General features: G+C 44.5%; 23 protein-coding genes. 9 read left to right on the top strand and 14 right to left on the bottom strand.

All coding sequences use genetic code 11. The features are described from left to right. Nucleotides 1–9: 9 nt before the first annotated feature. On the bottom strand, nt 10–243 hold the full coding sequence (locus R7O03_RS14910) for a DUF2789 domain-containing protein (protein ID WP_005380277.1): 234 nt from the start codon (nt 241–243) through the stop codon (nt 10–12). A 187-nt stretch (nt 244–430) separates the two neighbouring features. Between R7O03_RS14910 and R7O03_RS14905 the strand changes: the two genes are divergently transcribed. Beyond that, nucleotides 431–1648 (top strand): response regulator, encoded by a 1218-nt coding sequence (locus R7O03_RS14905; protein WP_005380276.1) that lies wholly within the window; start codon nt 431–433, stop codon nt 1646–1648. 158 nt (nt 1649–1806) lie between these two features. On the opposite strand, the gene nqrM is transcribed toward R7O03_RS14905, so the two are convergent. The 9 genes from nqrM to bolA form a co-directional block, all read right to left on the bottom strand. Next, nucleotides 1807–2040, bottom strand: a complete 234-nt coding sequence (gene nqrM / locus R7O03_RS14900; RefSeq protein ID WP_005380273.1) for a (Na+)-NQR maturation NqrM — start codon at nt 2038–2040, stop codon at nt 1807–1809. 22 nt (nt 2041–2062) lie between these two features. Continuing rightward, nucleotides 2063–3067: an FAD:protein FMN transferase gene (locus R7O03_RS14895; RefSeq protein ID WP_042521391.1), complete on the bottom strand. Its 1005-nt coding sequence runs from the start codon at nt 3065–3067 to the stop codon at nt 2063–2065. Nucleotides 3068–3222: 155 nt separating this feature from the next. Next, nucleotides 3223–4446: an NADH:ubiquinone reductase (Na(+)-transporting) subunit F gene (nqrF, locus tag R7O03_RS14890; RefSeq protein ID WP_005380271.1), complete on the bottom strand. Its 1224-nt coding sequence runs from the start codon at nt 4444–4446 to the stop codon at nt 3223–3225. A gap of 33 nt (nt 4447–4479) precedes the next feature. After that, nucleotides 4480–5076, bottom strand: coding sequence for an NADH:ubiquinone reductase (Na(+)-transporting) subunit E (nqrE, locus tag R7O03_RS14885; RefSeq protein ID WP_005380270.1), 597 nt, complete (start codon nt 5074–5076; stop codon nt 4480–4482). Nucleotides 5077–5083: 7 nt separating this feature from the next. Next, nucleotides 5084–5716, bottom strand: a complete 633-nt coding sequence (locus R7O03_RS14880) for an NADH:ubiquinone reductase (Na(+)-transporting) subunit D (RefSeq protein WP_005380269.1) — start codon at nt 5714–5716, stop codon at nt 5084–5086. Further along, the gene (locus R7O03_RS14875) at nt 5716–6486 is read right to left on the bottom strand and encodes a Na(+)-translocating NADH-quinone reductase subunit C (RefSeq protein ID WP_005380267.1); all 771 of its coding nucleotides are present in this window, start codon (nt 6484–6486) and stop codon (nt 5716–5718) included. The genes R7O03_RS14880 and R7O03_RS14875 overlap by 1 nt, the downstream gene beginning before the upstream one ends. Next, complete coding sequence (locus tag R7O03_RS14870) at nt 6476–7720, bottom strand: NADH:ubiquinone reductase (Na(+)-transporting) subunit B (protein WP_005380265.1); 1245 nt, start codon at nt 7718–7720, stop codon at nt 6476–6478. Before R7O03_RS14870 ends, R7O03_RS14875 begins: the two co-directional genes overlap by 11 nt. Before the next feature lie 5 nt (nt 7721–7725). After that, nucleotides 7726–9066: a Na(+)-translocating NADH-quinone reductase subunit A gene (locus R7O03_RS14865; RefSeq protein ID WP_005380264.1), complete on the bottom strand. Its 1341-nt coding sequence runs from the start codon at nt 9064–9066 to the stop codon at nt 7726–7728. Between the two features lie 473 nt (nt 9067–9539). Then, nucleotides 9540–9848 (bottom strand): transcriptional regulator BolA, encoded by a 309-nt coding sequence (bolA, locus tag R7O03_RS14860; protein WP_005380262.1) that lies wholly within the window; start codon nt 9846–9848, stop codon nt 9540–9542. Nucleotides 9849–10091: 243 nt separating this feature from the next. On the opposite strand from bolA, the gene R7O03_RS14855 reads away from it, so the two are divergent. The 4 genes from R7O03_RS14855 (at nt 10092) to R7O03_RS14840 (ending at nt 13817) form a co-directional block, all read left to right on the top strand. Then, nucleotides 10092–11246, top strand: a complete 1155-nt coding sequence (locus R7O03_RS14855; protein ID WP_005385302.1) for a methyltransferase — start codon at nt 10092–10094, stop codon at nt 11244–11246. Between the two features lie 32 nt (nt 11247–11278). Next, on the top strand, nt 11279–11848 hold the full coding sequence (locus R7O03_RS14850) for a YajG family lipoprotein (RefSeq protein ID WP_005380259.1): 570 nt from the start codon (nt 11279–11281) through the stop codon (nt 11846–11848). After that, on the top strand, nt 11848–12393 hold the full coding sequence (locus tag R7O03_RS14845; protein WP_005380258.1) for a peptidylprolyl isomerase: 546 nt from the start codon (nt 11848–11850) through the stop codon (nt 12391–12393). Before R7O03_RS14850 ends, R7O03_RS14845 begins: the two co-directional genes overlap by 1 nt. A gap of 71 nt (nt 12394–12464) precedes the next feature. Further along, the gene (locus tag R7O03_RS14840; RefSeq protein ID WP_005380257.1) at nt 12465–13817 is read left to right on the top strand and encodes an AmpG family muropeptide MFS transporter; all 1353 of its coding nucleotides are present in this window, start codon (nt 12465–12467) and stop codon (nt 13815–13817) included. Nucleotides 13818–13880: 63 nt separating this feature from the next. Here R7O03_RS14840 and R7O03_RS14835 read toward each other — a convergent pair whose 3' ends face one another. From R7O03_RS14835 to R7O03_RS14820, 4 genes are read right to left on the bottom strand one after another with little or no spacing between them, the layout of a single operon-like run. Then, nucleotides 13881–14540, bottom strand: a complete 660-nt coding sequence (locus R7O03_RS14835) for a ChrR family anti-sigma-E factor (RefSeq protein WP_005380256.1) — start codon at nt 14538–14540, stop codon at nt 13881–13883. Further along, a complete protein-coding gene (locus tag R7O03_RS14830) occupies nt 14537–15121 on the bottom strand; it encodes an RNA polymerase sigma factor (RefSeq protein ID WP_017636022.1) in 585 nt (194 codons plus the stop codon). The genes R7O03_RS14835 and R7O03_RS14830 overlap by 4 nt, the downstream gene beginning before the upstream one ends. A 44-nt stretch (nt 15122–15165) precedes the next feature. Further along, nucleotides 15166–16524 carry a DUF4397 domain-containing protein gene (locus R7O03_RS14825; RefSeq protein ID WP_047102625.1) on the bottom strand — a complete coding sequence of 453 codons (1359 nt, stop codon included), beginning with the start codon at nt 16522–16524 and terminating at the stop codon, nt 15166–15168. Next, entirely contained in the window at nt 16521–17117 is a 597-nt protein-coding gene (locus tag R7O03_RS14820) for an LON peptidase substrate-binding domain-containing protein (RefSeq protein WP_017636020.1), read from the bottom strand. The genes R7O03_RS14825 and R7O03_RS14820 overlap by 4 nt, the downstream gene beginning before the upstream one ends. A 323-nt stretch (nt 17118–17440) precedes the next feature. On the opposite strand from R7O03_RS14820, the gene R7O03_RS14815 reads away from it, so the two are divergent. From R7O03_RS14815 to csdA, 4 genes are all read left to right on the top strand, one after another. Beyond that, complete coding sequence (locus R7O03_RS14815) at nt 17441–18238, top strand: outer membrane protein OmpK (RefSeq protein WP_005380251.1); 798 nt, start codon at nt 17441–17443, stop codon at nt 18236–18238. Between the two features lie 108 nt (nt 18239–18346). Next, the gene (panE, locus tag R7O03_RS14810; RefSeq protein WP_042521379.1) at nt 18347–19237 is read left to right on the top strand and encodes a 2-dehydropantoate 2-reductase; all 891 of its coding nucleotides are present in this window, start codon (nt 18347–18349) and stop codon (nt 19235–19237) included. After that, nucleotides 19234–19833, top strand: coding sequence for a DJ-1 family glyoxalase III (locus tag R7O03_RS14805; RefSeq protein ID WP_006742560.1), 600 nt, complete (start codon nt 19234–19236; stop codon nt 19831–19833). The genes panE and R7O03_RS14805 overlap by 4 nt, the downstream gene beginning before the upstream one ends. Next, nucleotides 19833–21044, top strand: a complete 1212-nt coding sequence (gene csdA / locus R7O03_RS14800) for a cysteine desulfurase CsdA (protein WP_047102626.1) — start codon at nt 19833–19835, stop codon at nt 21042–21044. The genes R7O03_RS14805 and csdA overlap by 1 nt, the downstream gene beginning before the upstream one ends. Nucleotides 21045–21070: the final 26 nt, after the last annotated feature.

The following is a 21070-nucleotide window of genomic DNA, read 5'->3' as shown; positions in this document are numbered from 1 at the left end:
AAACGAACGTCAATCTCGAAGCATTACGTCCAATTGATCGACCAATTCGGCCCAATCTGCATCTTCTTCGATGGCTTGTTTTAGAAAGTTCGCCTGTGACATCGTCCAAAAGCTAGCTTCATGTAAAGGCGCAGAATCTCTTTTGTGTCGATGTTGATTAATAAAATCTTTCATTTCTTGAGGAGAGCTACCGAGGCCCAGTTGTTGAAATAGCTCAGCCATACCATGTTGATGCATTTCCATACTACTTTCTCCCTACGTTAGCTAAACATAATTATATAACTAAGACAGGAATAATGATGTGATGTTAACGGATGCGTGTCAAACATTTGGGTAGTTGTTCTACTTTTGGTTGACATGTGTTTTTTGATGGCGATAAGTTTAATTTTAGTTATCATTGATTTTAAACAATTAATTTTGGGGACTGCGCTTGAGTAATAAGATTCTGGTTGTTGAAGATAGTCGTGCATTTAAAAACTTTCTTTGCCAAACAATAAGCCAAGCTGGTTATGAGGTCATCGCAGCGGAAAGCTACGCGGAGGCAAAGAACTTGTTATCTTCAGCACAGGACCTCTTCTGTGCGGTTTTAGACTATTGTTTACCGGATGCTCAAGATGGCGAGATTATTGACCTCGTTTTGGAACATGGTCATCGTGTCATTGTTTTAACGGCTCGATTTCAAGAAGACACTCGCGAAAAGATGCTTGCAAAAGGTGTCCTCGACTATATTTTGAAAGACAGCATGGCGTCCGTTTCCTATCTATTACCACTCCTCAAGCGACTAACCAACAATCAACAACACAAATGTTTAGTCGTTGATGATTCACACACCGTAAGAAGACACATTGCCCAACTTTTGGAGCATCAATATATTCAGACGTTGGAAGCTGACAATGGGCAAAAAGCCCTAGAGCTTGTCGAGCAAAATCCAGATATCACTCTCGTTTTAACCGACCATGATATGCCCGTTAAAGATGGCATTACTATGGTGCGTGAATTACGTCGGAAGTGGGATAAAAATCAATTAGCCATTCTCGGCTTGTCGGGTAGTAACTCTAAGACCATGACGGCTAGGTTTCTAAAAGCAGGGGCCAATGACTTTTTATACAAGCCATTTAATCAAGAAGAATTTTTTTGCCGTATTCACCAACTGTTAGATATCAAAGACGCAACATCTGAACTGTTTAAAATGGCAAATCAAGATGCGCTAACGGGCTTATGGAACCGCCGCTTTCTGTTTGAGCAACCCCATGTAGAAAACGCTCAAAGAAACATCGCGATGCTTGATATCGATTTCTTTAAGCAAGTAAATGATACACACGGACATGAGGGCGGCGATGCAGTGTTAGTCATGATAGCGAATATTCTAAAAATCTATTTTCCAAATGATATTGTCGCTAGGCTTGGTGGCGAGGAGTTTTGTATTCAAGCCAGTGGCGACTATGACGGCTTTCTAACACGCTTAGAACAAATGAGACAGCGCATAGAAAAAACGCCAATAACTTATTTGGACAAAAACATTCTTGTGACCGCGAGTATTGGTGTAAGCAACATCGAGGGGGAGCTGGAACAACAAATAAAAGTGGCGGATGAGCGACTTTACATGGCCAAAGAGAACGGACGTAACCAAATCATTTCTTCGTCCTAATGACTATCGGTGTGGTCTTGCTCTGTAACATGAGAGAAAGAAACAACAAAACATGGTATTAGGCTCTTTCTCGGACATCTGAGTTTTGGTTAGCTACCTAAAAATAAAGCTCAGCAGAACGCTGAGCTTTATCACTTTCTTAGTACGATTAACCAATACTAAGCAATTCTATCTTTTTCCCACGCCGCCAATTTCTCAGCACGCGCAGCCTCGCGCGCTTCACGTTTTTTACGCGCATCGCAGGGTTCTGGACAATTACACACTTTTTCGATGCCAACTGCCCCTAGGCCACCGCAGCTACCTTTCACGACTTTCTTTTGGAAAATGTATCCGACAGCCATTGCAGTGATTACCGCGACAAACACAGCAAAGGTAATTAGAAATGTATTCATAAAAACATGCTCACTTCTGTTGTTATTTCTTCATGAATGGCTTGTATGCTTCCGAAGCCAACTCTTTAAAACCATCTTCCGTTTTCACAATCATGAAAACAGGAATATTATTTTCGTTCGCAATTGCCATGCCTTTGTCTTCACCTAGCACCATAAGACCAGTTGCAAGACCATCAGCAGTCATCGACGATTTATCTAATACCGTTACAGACACCACTTTATGATGAATTGGTTTGCCTGTTCGTGGATTAATAATATGAGAGTATCTCACACCATTACTCTCAAAGTAATTACGATAGTCACCACTTGTTGCAATTGCCATGTCGCCTGGTTCAATAATTTCTTGAATTGAACGTTCATCAACGGTCGGTTTTTCAATTGCGATACGCCAAGGCACACCTTCACGATTGACACCTTTGAGACGCATTTCACCACCGACTTCGACCATAAAGTTCTGTACCCCTTCAGATTGAAGGTAGTCAGCAACCACGTCAACCCCCCAACCTTTCGCAATCGTCGATAGGTCGACGTACAAGTTAGGAAGATCTTTGGACAGTGTATTACCATCAACAGATAGGTGGTGAATACCGGTATTTGCTTTGCGAGAAGCGAGTTCTTCATCGGTTGGAACTACATCTGGACGAGCTTCTGGACCAAACCCCCACAGGTTAACTAGAGGGCCGACCGTCACATCCAATGCACCTAAAGTAAGACCGTTAAGGCGAATTGCTTCTTTCACTACCGTTGCTGTTTGTGTCGAAACTGTAAATGGCTCGCTCGTTTGATGCTGATTAAAACGACTTAACTCTGAGTCGTCACGATAGGTCGACATTTGGTCATTAACCTCTTCCAATAAGCGATCAATTTCTGTCTGCATCGCTTTTGGCGTTGGAATACCATCTTGCTCGATATACTTGATGTTGTAAGAAGTCCCCATGGTAGGGCCACTTAAATGAATTTGATCTGCAGGCTGCTCACAGCCAGCCAAAATCAATAGAGAAGCGAATGCAACAAGCCACTTTTTCACTTGTTAACTCCCAATGTTGTTGAATTGATATGGGAAATAGGACCAATCCTTTCAATCCGATTACCTATATCAACTGTTGAATATCAGTTTTATGTCTATAAAAAATAATGGCTAGCTCTTGGAGAGCTAGCCATAGATTCAATCACTTGGAGGAATTAACCACCGAAGTCATCTAGTAGGATGTTTTCATCCTCTACACCTAGATCTTTCAGCATGCCGATTACAGCAGCGTTCATCATAGGTGGACCACACATGTAGTATTCACAGTCTTCTGGCGCTTCGTGATCACGTAGGTAGTTCTCGTAAAGAACGTTGTGAATAAAGCCAGTGTAACCATCCCAGTTATCTTCTGGAAGTGGATCAGACAGTGCACAGTGCCATACGAAGTTGTCATTCTCAGCTTGTAGCATATCGAAATCTTCTACGTAGAACATTTCACGCTTAGAACGTGCGCCATACCAGAAAGACATCTTACGCTTAGAGTGCAGACGCTTAAGTTGGTCGAAGATGTGTGAGCGCATTGGAGCCATACCAGCACCACCACCAACGAATACCATTTCTGCATCTGTATCTTTCGCAAAGAACTCACCAAATGGACCAGAAATAGTACACTTGTCGCCTTCTTTTAGAGACCAGATGTACGAAGACATGATGCCTGGTGGTACGTCTGGGTTGTTCGGCGGCGGAGTTGCGATACGAACGTTAAGCATGATGATACCGTGCTCTTCTGGGTAGTTAGCCATAGAGTATGCACGAATGGTCTCTTCATTAACTTTAGACTCGTAACGGAAAAGGTTGAACTTCTCCCAGTCTTCACGGTATTCCTCAGGAATATCGTAGTCTGCGTATTTCACGTGGTGAGCAGGAGCTTCAATCTGGATGTAACCACCAGCACGGAAAGGTACTGATTCGCCATCTGGAATTTGTAGCTTAAGCTCTTTGATGAATGTCGCTTTGTTATCGTTAGAGATAACAGTACATTCCCACTTCTTAACGCCGAAGATTTCTTCAGGAAGCTCGATATCCATGTCAGTTTTCATTGCAACCTGACACGCTAGACGCTCACCTTCACGCGCTTCACCTTTAGTAATATGGTCAAGCTCGGTTGGTAGGATGTCGCCACCACCTGATTTAACTTTTACGCGACACTGACCACATGAGCCACCGCCACCACAAGCAGAAGATACGAATACGCCAGCACCTGCTAGAGCACTCAGTAGCTTACCACCTGGTTGTGTAACGATCGCCAGAGAAGGGTCATCGTTCACAGAAATTGTAATGTCACCTGTTGGTACAAGCTTAGACTTAGCGAAAAGAATCACTAGTACTAGTGCAAGTACGATCAGAGTAAACATCACTACACCAAGAATAATGTCCATTGACTATTCCTTAATTGTTGCGGTTTACCCGACTTACAGTTGAACACCAGAGAAAGACATAAAGCCTAACGCCATAAGACCTACAGTGATAAATGTGATACCAAGACCACGTAGACCTGGAGGTACGTCAGAGTACTTCATCTTCTCACGGATACCTGCAAGAGCAACGATTGCTAGCATCCAGCCCACACCAGAGCCGAAACCGTAAACGATCGATTCAGCAAAGTTGTAGTCACGTTGTACCATGAAAGATACACCACCGAAGATTGCACAGTTTACTGTGATCAGCGGTAGGAAGATGCCTAGCGCGTTGTACAAAGGTGGGAAGAAACGATCTAGGACCATCTCTAGAATCTGTACAAGTGCTGCAATTACACCGATAAAGGTGATGAAGTTTAGGAAGCTAAGGTCCACGCCCTCAACTAACGCGTTCTCTCTCAGAACTAGGTTGTATACCAGGTTGTTCACAGGAACAGCGATAGTCAGAACTACCACAACTGCAACACCTAGGCCGAAAGAGGTCTTAACCTTCTTAGATACGGCAAGGAAAGTACACATACCTAGGAAGAAAGACAGAGCCATGTTTTCGATGAAAATCGATTTAACTAACAGACTAATGTAATGTTCCATGACGTCCTTACTCCTTCGCTTCTACTTGTTCTGGTTTCAGAATACGGATTACCCAGATAAGGAAGCCGATTAGGAAGAATGCTGATGGTGCTAGTAGCATTAGGCCGTTAGGCTGGTACCAACCACCGTTGCTCACTAGAGGTAGAACTTCTAGACCAAATAGTTTGCCTGAGCCAAATAGCTCACGGAAGAAACCTACAGTGATAAGAACGAAGCCGTAACCTAGACCGTTACCAATACCGTCAATAAGAGATGGTACTGGCGCAGACTTCATTGCGAATGCTTCAGCACGACCCATTACGATACAGTTAGTGATAATCAGACCAACGAATACAGATAGCTGTTTAGAGATATCGTATAGGTAAGCTTTTAGCACTTGGTCTACCACGATTACTAACGATGCGATGATTGCCATCTGAACAATGATACGCACACTGTTAGGAATGTGGTTACGGATCAATGAAACAGAGAAGTTAGACAACGCAGTTACAAATGTTACCGCTAGTGTCATTACAAAAGCTGTTTCTAGTTTAGTTGTTACTGCAAGAGCAGAACATACACCAAGAACTTGTAGCGCGATTGGGTTGTTATCCAATACTGGCGCTAGAATGCTCTTTTTAACGTTTTGTGCACTAGACATTAGTTAAGTTCTCCGTCACGAACTTTTGCTAGGAAAGGACCAAAGCCCATATCACCTAACCAGAAGTCAAATGTGTGTTGAACACCATTACTAGTGAGCGTCGCTCCTGATAGGCCATCAACACCGTGCTCAGAACCTTGCGGTGCGCCGCCTTTCACGACCTTAATCGCTGGCTGGTGATCTTCATTGTACAATTTCTTGCCAATGAATTGATCGCGCCATGAAGGGTTCTCTACTTCACCACCAAGTCCAGGAGTTTCACCTTGCTCGTAGTAAGTAATAGCAGACACAGTGTTACCATCAGTTTCAACGGCTACAAAGGCATACATCATCGACCATAGTCCTTTACCGTGCATAGGCAGGATAACTTTTTGGACTTCATCTTGATCTTTTACAAGGTACACCACTGCTGTGTTCGCGCGACGACGGATATCAGCTACGTCTTCTTCTGGTGTCAATGCGATTGAACGTTCTGCATCTTTTGATGCTTCACGTTGATCGTACGTAGATGCATTACCCTCAGTAAAGTTACCTGTTTCAAGGTCTACTAGACGAGGTTCGATGTACTCAGCAAATAGCTCTGGTACTTTCTTACCGTTTGCGTCAATGCCTGCAACTTCAACGATCTTTGATTGCTTATCTAGGACAGCGTTAGCTTTTTGCTTATCACGCAGACCTACTGCTGCTGTTGATACGATGATTGAACAAACAAGGCTCAACCCGATAACAACACCCAGCGTCTTTTTAATGCTGTCGTTATTACTTGCCATAGCGTGCTAGTCTCCGCTTGATGTTCTTCTCAATCACTACATGGTCGAACAGAGGTGCGAATAGGTTCGCGAATAGAATCGCCAGCATCATACCTTCTGGGTACGCTGGGTTAACTACACGGATCATCACACACATTGCACCAATCAGGATGCCGTACCACCATTTACCTTTGCTAGTAAATGACGCTGATACTGGGTCCGTTGCCATGAAGAACATACCGAATGCAAAACCACCTAGAACTAGGTGCCAGTGCCATGGCATATTAAACATTGGATTAGTGTCAGAACCGATCACGTTAAACAGAGTCGATACTGCGATCATACCGATCATCACACCCGCAATGATGCGCCATGAAGCGATTCGCATGTAAACGATCATCGCTGCACCGATCATTAGAGCTAGAGTCGATACTTCACCAATTGAACCAGGGATGTTACCGATGAACGCGTCCATCCAAGTGATAGGAGCGCCAGTTACTGTGTTAACTAGAGCACCGTTACCACCTTGAGCCCATTGGCTAAGAGCAGTAGCACCAGAGAAGCCGTCAGCTGCAGTCCATACTACGTCACCCGAAATTTGCGCTGGGTAAGCGAAGAATAGAAATGCACGACCTGCAAGTGCAGGGTTAAGGAAGTTACGACCTGTACCACCGAAGATCTCTTTTGCTACAACAACACCAAATGTGATACCTAGCGCCGCTTGCCATAGAGGTAGCGTTGGTGGAACGATAAGTGCGAATAAGATAGAAGTTACAAAGAAACCTTCGTTAACTTCGTGCTTACGCACCATACAGAACAACACTTCCCAGAAACCACCAACAATAAATACTGTTGCGTAGATTGGCAGGAAGTAAGTCGCACCTAGTAGCATCTTACTGCCAACACCCGCTTCCGCACCGATAGTGCCGCCAAGCATTTCTGTTAGCCAGTAGTGCCAGTTACCTGCGATAACTGTCGCTAGTTGGTCACCAGCGTACATGTGGTTAAGTGCTGCAATAGCTTGGCCACCTGCGTTGTACATACCCCAGAACATTGCTGGGAATACCGCAAACCAAACCATGATCATGATACGTTTTAGGTCAACGCTATCACGAACGTGCGAGCTTTTATTTGTTACGATACCTGGTGTGTAAAAAACTGTTGCTACAGCTTCGTACAGGGCAAACCATTTTTCGTGTTTGCCACCAGGCTCAAAATGATGCTCGATGTCTTCAAGAAACTTTTTAAGAGCCATGAAAATTACCCTTCCTTCTCGATAGTATCTAGGCATTCACGAAGTAACGTACCGTACTCGTACTTACCTGGACATACAAAGGTACACAATGCTAGATCTTCTTCATCCAGTTCAAGCGCACCCAGTGCTTGAGCACTGTCTGTGTCGCCGGCACATAGATCACGAAGCAGCAAAGTAGGCTCCATATCTAGAGGCATTACGCGTTCGTAGTTGCCAATTGGAACCATTGAACGATCACTACCATTGGTCGTCGTTGTCATATTGAACAACTGACCTTTGAATACGTGACCAAGGAAAGAGCGAGTTACCGAGAACTTATTCTTACCAGGCATTGCCCAGCCAAATAGTTCTTTTTCACGGCCTTCACGTAATACAGAAACCTGTTGATGGTAACGGCCAAGGTATGCGTGTGGACCAGTTGCATGTGTACCTGTTAGTACTGAACCAGAGATCACACGAACTTCGCCAGGCATCAGCTCGTTATCTGTTAGGTCATCTAAGCTTGCACCCATTACGGTACGAACTAGACGAGGGTTATTCACAACTGGGCCAGCTAGAGACACAACACGATCTGTGCATAGCTCACCAGTTAGGAACAGCTTACCGAACGCGATAACGTCTTGGTAGTTGATGCTCCATGCCACATTCTCTGCATTTACTGGGTATAGGAAATGCATGTGGGTGCCAGCAAGACCTGCTGGGTGAGGGCCATCGAAGACGTGTTCTTCTACGTTAGACTGTGAAGAACGTGGCAAGCTAGTGCCAGATTTACATACGTAAACCTTGCCTTCTGTCAGGGCTGAAAGAATGTCTAGACCAGCAATGAATGCTTCTTGTTGCTCATTAATGATCAACTCAGGCTTAGCTGCTAGTGGATTAGTATCCATTGCAGTTACGAAAATAGCCTTAGTAGAAGACTCGATTGCAGGAACCTTGCTAAACGGACGAGTACGTAAAGCGGTCCATAAGCCAGAGTCAACCAACTGAGTCTTGATCACTTCACGATCTAGACCTGAAAGTTGAGCGGCTTCGAACTTATCAAATGTCACCTGCTCTTCACCTGCCACTTCAATCACTACAGATTGAAGGACACGTTTAGCGCCACGGTTAACTTCGATCACTTTACCGGCTGCTGGTGCAGTAAATTTCACGCCTGGGTTCTTTTTATCTTCAAAAAGAACTTGCGCTTTTTTCACTTCATCACCAACGCGGACATGCATGGTAGGTCGCATGCCAACGTACTCTTCGCCAAGCAAGGCGACTTTTTTGATGGTCTTACCATCATTAATCACCTGGGATGGAGTTCCTGCGATAGGAAGATCCAAGCCCTTCTTTATTGTAATCATACGCACTTGCACTACTTTTATCGGGAAAAAGATTCTTTTGATTGCGTAACTTTTAGACACGACATCAGTGTCCGGTTTTGATGTTGTTTTAAACATCAAAATCGCAACATCCTATTAAAAATCTCGTCACAAGGAATACGCGAGATTTATCAGGTGCCGTAGTCTAGCATTTTTTAGGAACTTGATGCCATGATCAATCATTAGAATAGAGGGGTTATTTCGGTAGGATCAGGTCTAAAAGGTCAAAGAATAGTCATAACTTTGACCCATCGCACAAATGCCATATTCCATACATATCTTATGGAAAAGTGATATTCATCGCCTGAAATATTCTGCAATTTCCATTCATTTGTTGAAACACTGTTAACACATTTTTTAACCAGAATTTGTGCCACGTTAACGTCCCTAAAGAATGTAAAACGAAAAAAGATGGCCTTAAGCCACCTTTCTCTGCACCTTTATATCTTGCGTTTTTAGTGACCGCCACCCATACACATCGGGCTATCAGGGGCGCCATCTTGTTCACGCTTCCACTCTTCATCAGTGTATGTATGAATAGCTAATGCATGAATGTGGTTGTCCAGTTCATCTGCCAAAATTTGATGAACTTGACGATGGCGCCCAATCAAACGCTGTCCCGCGAACGAATCACTCACAACAATCACTTTGAAATGACTCTCTGAGCCTGGTGGCACATTATGCATGTAGCTCTCATTAATGACTTTGAGATAGCTGGGTTGCAGCTCACTGTGTAGTTTCTTCTCTATGATTTCTTGGATCATATTCGTTCCTCATTGATGCGAATTCCATAAGTATATACCTAAGTAAAGCAGACATGCATCACTCAAACGTCACTCTCATTATTGACGCACTTTGTAGACATATTGTCTCAAGGCGCTCGACTCCATGAACATGCCTAGAGAGCAGCCATCACTGAACTCGTAAAATTTGACAGCTTTTTGTATCTCGACACGTCATCATTTGCGACAATAACACTTAATTTCTAAATCAACTTACATTTAGCTATGAAAACCGAACTGAACCTTCACGAGCGAAGCTTAACACTTCATCGTTTCCCAAAACGAAGTAACGAAACGCTACAAGCGTGGGATGCCGGTGATGAGTATCTTATTAATCATGTTGAAGAGCTTGCTTTGCCAGACAATCAAAACATCCTCGTGATTAATGACAGCTTTGGTGCCCTCTCCTGCTGGTTTTCGGAAAAGCACCATGTAACGCTAATGAGTGATTCATTCATCTCACATAAAGGTGCACAGCAAAATCTCGAGCAAAACCAGTGCAATAAAGTAGCGTTTGCCACCACGATGGACCTCGTTCCTGCCAATATTGATCTTGTCTTGCTGCAACTGCCCAAAAGTAACCGCCATCTAGTGTGGATACTAAGCCAATTAAGAAAGGCGCTACCGGCTTCCTGCCCCGTCATTGCAGTCAATAAAGCGAAAGACATTCATACTTCGACGCTAAAACTGTTTGAAAAATACTTAGGCGAAACAAAAACATCTTTGGCCTGGAAAAAGCACAGATTGGTGTTTTCTCAAGCAACAGTTGAGCCTCCGATTGAAGTAATGCCTTTCACGACTTGGCGCGTTGATGGCGAAGATATCGAACTCAAGAACATGCCAAATGTCTATTCAGGAGAAAGTTTAGATTTAGGTGCACGCTTTATGCTGCAGCACCTGCCTCAAGACCCTTCGATAGACAATGTCATCGACCTCGGCTGCGGCAATGGTGTTCTGTCTGTTAAATTTGGTCAGTTGAATCCAAATGCTCGGCTAACATGTGTTGATGAAAGCTTTATGGCGCTTGAATCAGCAAAACAGAACCTACGCGACAACCTTGGTGAAAATAGAGACATACAGTGCATAGCGAACAATTGCTTGGACGGTTTTAAACACAGCAGCAGCTCTATGGTTATGTGTAATCCACCGTTTCATCAACAACAGGCAATCACCGATCATATTGCTTGGCAAATGTTCTGCGATGCTAAACAAGTATTAAGTGAAAATGGCCGTTTACTGGTTATCGGAAATCGTCACCTCGGGTACGACGCAAAACTCAAACGTCTGTTTGGCGATAAAAATGTGAAACTTATCGCTTCCAACAATAAGTTTGTGATTTTACAGGCTACAAAAAATCCTGCTAAATTAAGCGCAAAATAAGCTTTAGCAAAATAGTTAAAAGGAATAATAAAATGAGAAAATTGGTACTTGCGGCTTCGGTTGCGTTGCTTGCTGCGTGTTCAGCCCCTCAACAACCTCAGCTGAACCTGATGCCAGAAAGCACATTGAGCACCAATCCAATTGTTCAAGGCAAGACTTACAGTTTGACCAGCAAAGATGTACGTGCAGCGCAGTACGTGGCGTTGGTGGATAACGGCCGTTCGAACATTCTTCCTCTTCATGCTAAACAGAATTTACGTATTGCGTTAGAAGAAGCATTAGAGAAGCAATTCTCATCTCAAGGTTTCCATGCGGATCTAAACAGCAACAACGCGATTGAATTGAGCGTTCAAGAAGCGTTGGTCAACGTGAAGCATTCGGTGATGGAAAATGAGATGGATGCTAAAGTTGTGCTGGAAATCACAGCAGAGACACCTGAGGGCAAGCTAGTCAAAACTTATACAGGTACAGCAAAGCGATCTGGCACATTGAGTGCTTCTGATGCCGATATTGAAGAGACATTGAATGATGTGGTGACATTGACGCTTAAAGAGATTGCCAATGACCCTGAGCTTCGTCAATACATGCAGGAGCGTTTCTAATGTTACGCAAAGCGATTCTGTCTTTAGCATTACTCAGCTGCAGCGTTTGGGCTGGGCCAAAAGTAGCGTTTGAAACGACCCTTGGTTCATTTACGGTTGAGTTAAACGAAGAGAAAGCACCTATCACTGTCGCTAATTTTCTGAAATATGTAGAAGATGGGAGCTACGAAGGTACTATTTTTCATCGTATTATCCCAGGCTTTATGGCGCAAGGTGGCGGCTTTAACCAAGATATGCAGATGGTGAAAACATACGCGCCAATCAAAAACGAAGGAAATAATGGTCTAAACAATGACCGTGCTACCATCGCCATGGCACGAACTAATGCACCAAACTCTGCAACTCGTCAGTTTTTCGTCAACTTAGTCGACAATGACTTTCTCAACTATGGCGCTCGACCACCAGGTTATGCTGTATTTGGTGAGGTTACTGAGGGGTTCGACGTTATCCAGAAAATGGCTCAGCAGCCGACCACGACAGTAGGCCGAATGCGTGATGTACCAGAGACGCAAATCGTCATCACCAAAGCTACACTACTTAAATAGCCAAAACGATAAGCCCTTTGAATAATCGAAGGGCTTTCTCTTTCAACGGCTTCATTTTATTGGATTGATTTATGTCTTCATTACCTTCCATCACTTGGTTGGAAACGGTAAAAAGTTACCTCGATAAACGACTCATGTGGGTTTTCATGCTGGGCTGCTCTAGCGGCTTTCCGTGGGTTCTTATCGGTTCAAACATGTCAGGTTGGCTAAAAGATGCCGGCTTGACCCTCTCCGCAATTGGCTATTTTGGTAGCGTTTTTGCGGTCTATGCGATCAACTTTCTGTGGGCACCTCTGGTTGACCGCGTGAAGCTGCCAGTCCTCTTTAGACTGCTGGGGCAAAGACGTAGCTGGATTTTCTTTTGCCAAAGTATCGTACTCGTCGCTACCCTATTTATTGCCGGCGTTAATCCAGCGGAAAACTTGGTGTTTGCGTCACTACTCGCCTTGTGCATTGCAACGGCTTCAGCGACACAAGACATCGCAATTGATGCTTTTCGTATTGATACTTTCCCAAAGTCAGAAGAGTCTAAACTGCCTCAAGCTTCTGCAATGGCGGTCATTGGCTGGTGGACAGGTTATTCACTACCGGGTTATTTAGCGTTTGTTAATGCTGACAGTGTCGGTTGGAATGGTGTGTATTACGGGATGGCGGTGATAGTCGGCATTCTAATGGTCTTTACGATTTTAGTCGGTGAACCGAAGACTCAACGCGAACAACTTCAGTCTGCCGCAGAACAACGCCACAAAGAAGTGGTTGGTTCAAAAGTCGTAGCTTGGTTTACCGTGACTGTTGTAGAACCTTTCCTTGATTTCTTTAATCGCAATGGCGTCCGTGTCGCGATTACTCTGTTGCTGTTCGTTTTCCTATTTAAAATTGGCGAAGCGTTTTTGGGCAGGATGTCGATCGCGTTCTATAAAGATATTGGTTTTAGCAATGAACAAATTGGCTATTACTCCAAACTGATCGGTTGGGGAGCCACCATCTTCTTTACTTTTGTCGGAAGCATGTTCAACGTTAGGTTTGGTATTGTACGTGGATTAATGATCGGCGGTATTGCTATGTCTGCCAGTAACTTGATGTTTGCTTGGATTGCTTCGGTAGGCCCAAACGAGCACTTGTACTTAGCCACGATTATTGTCGATAACTTTACGACTGCTTTCTCAACTGTCGCTTTTGTTTCATTTTTGACGATTCTAACCGGGCAAGCATTTTCGGCAACTCAGTATGCGTTGCTTGCCTCTCTAGGAAACTTCGGACGGACGACTCTTGCTTCTTTCAGTGGCGAGCTAGTGGATTATCTCAATGATTGGAGCACATTCTTCGTGCTTACCGCTGTCATGGTCGTGCCAAGCTTGATTATGTTGTACTCGCTACGACATTACTTTGATGCTCTATTGGAAAAAGCACGTCACAAGCATTAACGAAACATATAAAAAACCACCGAATTCGGTGGTTTTTGTTTTGCGAGATATAAGATAAGAGGTCTATGGGTATAACCCTTTACCAAACATATTAAATATACGTGCCACGCCTTGAGTAAAGATCATCGGCTCAGTCAATACAGTTAAACACAAGCAGTCTTCTCCGGCCTTAGTGTAAGGGCTGTGCTTCACTGATGCGTCTCTAATCATCAAATCGCCCTCTTCATATTGGCCATCCTCGTCACTAAATCCACCATGTAGGATCAATGTAGACTCCAGGCCTTTGTGCGTATGTTGAGGGATTTGCACATCTTCCCCGATGTACATTAAGCTGACACGAGCGTCTTCCCCTAGATCAATCTGAGCACTGAAAACCTTGCCTCCGTAACTTCTCCATGACCCTACGAGGTCAGAGAAACGCGCTAAGGTTTTAGGAAGAGCGAAGCTTTTTCCTGCCACATTAACAGCAGCAGAGTCGCGGATCACGATGTTATCAGTCGCTGGCTCCGCGTTGATGATGTCATTGAACATGTCGTCAAATTCAGAAACATACTCAGAAGGTATGTCACTTACGATGTTCGCTTGACTTGCTTCGACTTGGTTCACATAAGCTCGGCACTTGGTGCATGTTTCTAAATGGGTTGCGACCACAAGACCAGAAACTGCATCAATGCTTCCCGAAGCGTATGCTTCTAACAAGCTGTTATCTGGGTGTTTGTTCATAGTTGCTCCGTATGCATTGAATGCCTTAGCTTTTCTACTGCAAGCCTCAGCCTGGATTTTACGGTACCGAGGGGTATATCAAATAATTCCGCGACCTGTTGATGAGGTAGCTCTTCAAGATATACCGCTTGTAAAACATCTCTTTGGTTTTTCGGTAATATATCTAAAAACTTAACCACCTGTTCTTTCAACATATCTTGCTCTGGTGAATAGTGATCAACAAGATCTGGTGGATAATACTCTGACGGCCAAATGTCATCAGAATGAATGTGTAATTCCTTACCTTTCTGTTTTCTCAGCAGATCAAAACAAAGGTTTCGGATTATGGTATATATCCAAGTCGATAACGCGCTCTTTTCACCATCATAGAGGTGCGCTTTCTGCCAAACTGTCGCCATGGTCTCTTGCACCATCTCCATAGCAACTTGCTCATTACCAACATGTTTGTAAGCGAATTGCTTCAGCTTGGGTGCGTAAAAACGGAATACAAAAGCGAACGCATCTTTGTCTCGATCCTTCACTTTATCCATGTAATCGTTCCAATCACTGCGCCCCAGTTTTTTCGGGCTATCACTCATCATAATCGGCCTTAATTTGTGGGAGGAGTTTCCTCCTCCCATTCGTCCTAATCGGTCACGTCATCGACCAACAAGTTGAAACCACCGTTGTTCCCATCATCAATGGCAACGACTTGGTACACAACACCGTTCATTACATTGACTGGTGCTGAGTCAACCGCAACAATACTTGGGTTACCAGCCACTGTTACCGTTACATAATATGTACCTTCAGCGACATATAATCCTTGTACGCTATTTTTATACGCAAAATTAGCAATAGTTGGATCACTTCCATCTATTCCTGCACTCGTAGTGAGGTAAATATCCACCATTTCCGCTATAGGATTAGCCGCCGCGTGTGTCACATTCAATGTCGCGCTAGTCGCCACAGCGCGTCTCATATCTTCAACAACCAGAGCTTCGATATCAATCGCTGGGCTAACAACACCGACTGCATAAACACTGTAATCCATTCCACCTGCAACCATTAACCCGTCAACATCTATGATCGGATTGGTTGTTGTGCCATCCACGTAAACGTCAATATCGTAAGCGCCAGCAGCAAGATCCAAATAACCACGAATCTCTTTGAACGCTAAGTCGGCAAGAGGAGCGAAGGCCGCCCCGTTAACGTTAACATCGACGACAGGCGCTCCATCGACAAGGTGTCCGACTCTTACTTCAGCTTGGCTGCCCATATCTTCAATTATAGAAGAGCCCGAACCGTCCAACACCAAGAGTTTGACAGGTGACGTGCTATTCGAATCTCCTGTGCCGATAGCGGCAATCGTCAAGTTGGAATTAGCCGCAAGAGATACTGTGCCCGAGTCAAAAGCAACGCTGTCTCCTACGGCAAGTCGAACTTGATACTCACCAGCTGGGATGTTCAATACGTCGGTAGAAGCTTTGTAAGCAAGGTTAGTTATTGGAGTCGCGCTAGCAAGAGCAGCACCTGGCTCAGTGACATAAAGATCAACAGCAGGAACGCCTGAAGCTGCATGAACAACTTGAACATCTAGACTATTGGCATCAGCCATTGAATCGGAGCTGCGAGTCACGACTAAAGGCTCAACTGGGTTTGGCGAACCATCGGCATCGCCAACAACGAACACGTTATAATTGAGGTCGGAATCAAGGTCTAGTTCTGTTTTAGGTATTACGGTCGCGGTTTCATTACCTGGGAGCTGAACATCGACCTGAATCGAATTCATCCCCTCTCGCAATTTAACGTAGCCAGATCCCACACCATAATCAACATTCGTTAATGATGGTTTATCGTTGATCCACACATTTGCAAGCGGCGCATCAGAAGAAGCGTGCACTGCTTGTAAATTGGAATACTCGATAGTGTCACTGTCGGAGCCACACGCCGCCAGTCCTAATGTCGCAACAATAGTTAGCGCAGCTTTATTAAATCCTTTCATATCCTTGCCTCTTTGTTAGTCGGGGCTTCTATGGCTTCTGTCAGAAATTGCAACGCCGGAATACAGTCCTCTGCGCCGACTAGCTGTTCGAACAGATTGCAGTCTAGGGGTAGTAACTCAAGCCAACGCTGAGTAACCCAAGCAGAGTCATCGTAAAAACGATGCTGGTAGAGGCTTCCAAGTTGAGGAAACTCTTCATAAACATGGGATAACTGCTGGCTTAAAAAGAAGAAATCTGGTGAGTTGTCTAGATGTTGCCAATTGTCTAACCATTCAACCTCTGCATGACGTAAGCCATCCGCATCTGCACGGACGCGTTTGACAACAAAGCGTTGCTCACCAGCAACTGTAATACCAAGAAGGCCATCACTGAGTGTTTCAAAATCAACGATCCTGACCAAAGTTCCGATAGATGAAACGTTACCCACGTCTTTAGGGTCACCTTCACTTCCTACTAGGCAAACTCCAAAGCCCACATTTTGTAGGCTGCATTCCTTTACCATTCGCTTATATCGTGGCTCAAAAATGCGCAGATTCATTTTACCTTCAGGGAGTACAACTGAAGTGAGTGGGAATAACATGACTTCTTTCATTCAAACGTCCTCTTTGATTCACGGATACATACGAATCCCTTATCACTCCGATCACTAACGATTTATGTTGGTTAATCGACTGGCTTAAAAAGTCATAAAATCGCTTACGCAAACGATCCAAATCACACATTTATTGCAATCAAATGCAACAAACAAAAAGTTCCGTAAATAAAGATAATTTCGTGATGCAACTCACTAAAAACGTTTCATTTTGCACCCTTTATCACTTTCATTTGGGATTTTTATCGCTATTATTCCCGCCAATTGGAAAGCGCAGCACAGATTGCGTGTTCTGAATCATTACAAACATAGAGAGTCCCCTTATGCGTAAATCACTTTTAGCTCTTAGCCTTCTAGCGGCTACTTCAGCTCCAGTTATGGCGGCAGATTACTCTGACGGCGATATTCACAAAAACGATTACAAGTGGATGCAATTTAACCTAATGGGTGCATTTGACGAACTTCCAGGTGAGTCTTCACACGACTACCTAGAAATGGAATTCGGCGGCCGCTCTGGTATCTTCGACCTTTACGGCTACGTTGATGTATTCAACCTAACTTCTGATCCAGGTAGCGACAAAGCTGGCGCAGAGAAGATCTTTATGAAATTCGCTCCACGTATGTCTCTAGATGCGGTAACTGGTAAAGACCTATCTTTCGGTCCAGTTCAAGAGCTATACGTTGCAACTCTAATCGAGTGGGGTGGTAACTCTGGTGTTAACTCTCAAAAAATCGGTCTAGGTTCTGACGTAATGGTTCCTTGGTTTGGTAAAGTTGGTGTTAACCTATACGGCACTTACGACGGCAACAAAAAGGATTGGAACGGTTTCCAAATCTCGACTAACTGGTTCAAACCATTCTACTTCTTCGAGAACGGTTCATTCATTTCTTACCAAGGCTACATCGATTACCAATTCGGTATGGATGATGCTGCTGGTAACAAGTTTGGTTCAACCGCGTCAAACGGTGGTGCAATGTTCAACGGTATCTACTGGCACTCAGACCGCTTCGCAGTGGGTTACGGTCTAAAAGGTTACAAAGACGTGTACGGTATCAAAGATACTGATGGGTTCAAGTCAACTGGCTTTGGCCACTACCTTGCTGTAACTTACAAGTTCTAATTGAACCACTAAGTTTGCTCAAAAATGGCGCCTTTCTGCGCCATTTTTATTTGCTTTCCTTTTTTCCCTCATTATCCTTGCAGCAAACCTTTTTAATGAGAGCGTTTGGTGAATATCCTTATCCTCGGTCCAGGTGCGGTGGGCTCACTCTGGGCAACAAAATTTAAGCTTGCCGGGCACAATGTTTCATTGTGGGGAAGAAGTTCTGAAAGCCAACAATCACTTCAGTTGGATGACACACCCGCAATCGTATTCAGTAATCAAGATATTTCCTCCGTAAATAAAGCAGATCTCATTTTGATAACGGTAAAAGCTTGGCAAATGGAAGACGCCATTCAGCCTTTACTGCCTCATATCAACGCAGACACGATTATCATGCTGATGCACAATGGTATGGGTACCGCCTCTGACGTGGAGAAGGCTCTGCCAAACAATCCTATCGTGCTCGCCACAACGACGCACGGCGCATACAAACCAGATAACCAACACGTACTGCATACCGGTCACGGAACAACGCAAGTGGGTGGTTATAATGACAAAGGAATGCAGTGCGCTTTTCTGCAAGATGTTATGCATCATGCTCTTCCAGAGGCCATTTGGAATCCACACATCCAATCTGCGTTATGGACTAAGTTAGCAATTAACTGCGCGATTAACCCACTGACTGCGATTCAGCAGTGTAAGAATGGTGAGCTTGCGCAGCCCGAGTTTAAGATACAACTCGAAAGCATCACTCAAGAACTGGTTGAAGTAATGAGTAAAGAAGGTATTGCTATCGAGTTTCGCTCTCTTTTCGATACGGTAATGCAAGTGGTGAACGCCACAGCTGAGAACTATTCTTCAATGAGACAAGACGTATTCCATCAGCGTCGAACGGAAATTGATTTTATAACCGGATACCTGTTAAAGGCTGCCGAGAAACATCGCATCAATACGCCTGAGAATTTAAAACTTTACCAACGCATCAAACAAATAGAACAAAGCTGGACAGAACAATGAGTAAGAAAATCTTAGTGCCAATCGCTCCGGGCACCGAAGAAATGGAAGCCGTCACCGTTATCGACATGATGGTTCGCGCGGGTTATGACGTTACGGTAGCGAGTGCTGCTTTTGATGGCTCATTGACGATGAAAGCTTCTCGCGGAGTCACACTAACAGCCGATTGTAAACTGGTCGATATCGCTGATGATGAGTTTGACGCCATAGCGCTTTCTGGTGGTGTTGGTGGTGCAGAAATTTTTCGTGATAGCACGGTGATGATAGAAATCCTTAAGCAGCACATCTACGAGGGAAAATTGGTCGCTGCTATCTGCGCAGCACCAGCGTTGGTATTGCAACACCATGATCTTTTCCCACAATCACTGATGACCTGTCACCCGAGCTTTCAGTCACATATCCCGGAAGAGAAGTGGCGCAGCAAACGCGTGACCTTTGATATCAACCACAACCTGATCACTAGTCAAGGTCCGGGTACAGCTTTAGAGTTCGCGATGGAAGTAATCATTCAACTCTCAGGTAAAAAACACGCATGGTCAGTTGCTGAACCAATGATCCCTCTGCCTACTCTGCACTACCACAAGCTTGGTGAAGAATAATGTTTGACGTAAATGCTGTACGTGAGCAATTTCCCGCTCTAAATCAATCCGTCAACGATACGCCCTTAGTGTATCTAGATAGCGCAGCGACAACGCAAAAACCGCAATGTGTGATTGATGTCATCAGTCATTACTACAGTGCGCAAAATGCCAATGTTCACCGTGGCAGTCATAGTTTAACGGCTAATGCCACCAGCCAATTTGAAGCGGCACGAGAACGAGTGGCAAACTTTATTGGTGCAAACAGCTCTAAAGAGATCATTTGGACACGGGGCGCAACCGAAGCACTGAACTTAATTGCTCAGACTTACGCCCGCAGCACGTTACAACCGGGTGATGAGATCTTGATTAGCGAGATGGAGCACCACGCTAACATCGTGCCTTGGCAAATCGTGGCAGAGCAAACGGGCGCCAAAGTCATAAAAGTTCCAATGACATCAGATTGCCAGTTCGACATCAGCGCATTTAAGGTGCTTCTGTCTGACCGCTGTAAAATTGTTGCTTGCGCACAAATAACCAACGTAACAGGCACACGCCAACCTATCGAAAAAATCACTGAACTGGCGCACAACGTTGGCGCGGTTATTGTAGTTGATGGCGCGCAAGGCATCGTACATGAGCAACTTGATTTATCGGCATCAGATATCGATTTCTACGTTTTCTCAGGTCACAAACTTTATGCACCAGCAGGCATTGGGGTTTTATACGGCAAGCTTGAACTTTTGGAAGCCATGCCACCATGGCACGGCGGCGGTAAAATGGTTGAACGTGTTTCTTTCGAGAAAACGACGTTTTCTGCACTTCCTGGTAAATTTGAAGCGGGCACACCAAACGTTGCGGGCGCGATTGCTCTAGCGAAAGCCATTGAGTGGTACCAAGGTTTTGACCATCACGAAGTAGAGGATCATCTCCATGCGCTTCAGGATAAGGCCTACCAAGCACTAAGCGCGTTGGATGACATCCATATTCTAGGCTATCAGCTGAATGCCTCTGTACTGACGTTCGTCATGGACGGCGTTCATCACCAAGACATGGCGACGCTGCTCGATCAACAAGGCATTGCGGTACGAGCAGGACACCACTGCGCTCACCCATTGATGGATGCGCTAAACGTTAAAGGCACGGTACGCGTTTCTTTTGGTATTTATAACACGGCTGAAGATGTGGATAGACTCATCGCCGCCGTAGAAAAAGCCGTCGACATGCTATAACGCCAACAGTTTGATTTGGAGTAACC

The organism is Vibrio sp. Vb2960 (genome assembly GCF_033337665.1).
Taxonomy (GTDB): domain Bacteria; phylum Pseudomonadota; class Gammaproteobacteria; order Enterobacterales; family Vibrionaceae; genus Vibrio; species Vibrio alginolyticus.
The sequence above is the reverse complement of the archived record's forward strand: the minus strand, read 5'-3'. Positions and strand labels throughout refer to the sequence as shown.

Bases quoted from the DNA above. Each gene is read 5' to 3' on its own strand.
- R7O03_RS14910 (WP_005380277.1), bottom strand. From the start codon at position 243: ATGGAAATGCATCAACATGGTATGGCTGAGCTATTTCAACAACTGGGC.
- nqrM (WP_005380273.1), bottom strand. From the start codon at position 2,040: ATGAATACATTTCTAATTACCTTTGCTGTGTTTGTCGCGGTAATCACT.
- nqrF (WP_005380271.1), bottom strand. From the start codon at position 4,446: ATGGACATTATTCTTGGTGTAGTGATGTTTACTCTGATCGTACTTGCA.
- nqrE (WP_005380270.1), bottom strand. From the start codon at position 5,076: ATGGAACATTACATTAGTCTGTTAGTTAAATCGATTTTCATCGAAAAC.
- R7O03_RS14880 (WP_005380269.1), bottom strand. From the start codon at position 5,716: ATGTCTAGTGCACAAAACGTTAAAAAGAGCATTCTAGCGCCAGTATTG.
- R7O03_RS14875 (WP_005380267.1), bottom strand. From the start codon at position 6,486: ATGGCAAGTAATAACGACAGCATTAAAAAGACGCTGGGTGTTGTTATC.
- R7O03_RS14870 (WP_005380265.1), bottom strand. From the start codon at position 7,720: ATGGCTCTTAAAAAGTTTCTTGAAGACATCGAGCATCATTTTGAGCCT.
- R7O03_RS14865 (WP_005380264.1), bottom strand. From the start codon at position 9,066: ATGATTACAATAAAGAAGGGCTTGGATCTTCCTATCGCAGGAACTCCA.
- bolA (WP_005380262.1), bottom strand. From the start codon at position 9,848: ATGATCCAAGAAATCATAGAGAAGAAACTACACAGTGAGCTGCAACCC.
- R7O03_RS14855 (WP_005385302.1), top strand. From the start codon at position 10,092: ATGAAAACCGAACTGAACCTTCACGAGCGAAGCTTAACACTTCATCGT.
- R7O03_RS14850 (WP_005380259.1), top strand. From the start codon at position 11,279: ATGAGAAAATTGGTACTTGCGGCTTCGGTTGCGTTGCTTGCTGCGTGT.
- R7O03_RS14845 (WP_005380258.1), top strand. From the start codon at position 11,848: ATGTTACGCAAAGCGATTCTGTCTTTAGCATTACTCAGCTGCAGCGTT.
- R7O03_RS14840 (WP_005380257.1), top strand. From the start codon at position 12,465: ATGTCTTCATTACCTTCCATCACTTGGTTGGAAACGGTAAAAAGTTAC.
- R7O03_RS14835 (WP_005380256.1), bottom strand. From the start codon at position 14,540: ATGAACAAACACCCAGATAACAGCTTGTTAGAAGCATACGCTTCGGGA.
- R7O03_RS14830 (WP_017636022.1), bottom strand. From the start codon at position 15,121: ATGATGAGTGATAGCCCGAAAAAACTGGGGCGCAGTGATTGGAACGAT.
- R7O03_RS14825 (WP_047102625.1), bottom strand. From the start codon at position 16,524: ATGAAAGGATTTAATAAAGCTGCGCTAACTATTGTTGCGACATTAGGA.
- R7O03_RS14820 (WP_017636020.1), bottom strand. From the start codon at position 17,117: ATGAAAGAAGTCATGTTATTCCCACTCACTTCAGTTGTACTCCCTGAA.
- R7O03_RS14815 (WP_005380251.1), top strand. From the start codon at position 17,441: ATGCGTAAATCACTTTTAGCTCTTAGCCTTCTAGCGGCTACTTCAGCT.
- R7O03_RS14805 (WP_006742560.1), top strand. From the start codon at position 19,234: ATGAGTAAGAAAATCTTAGTGCCAATCGCTCCGGGCACCGAAGAAATG.
- csdA (WP_047102626.1), top strand. From the start codon at position 19,833: ATGTTTGACGTAAATGCTGTACGTGAGCAATTTCCCGCTCTAAATCAA.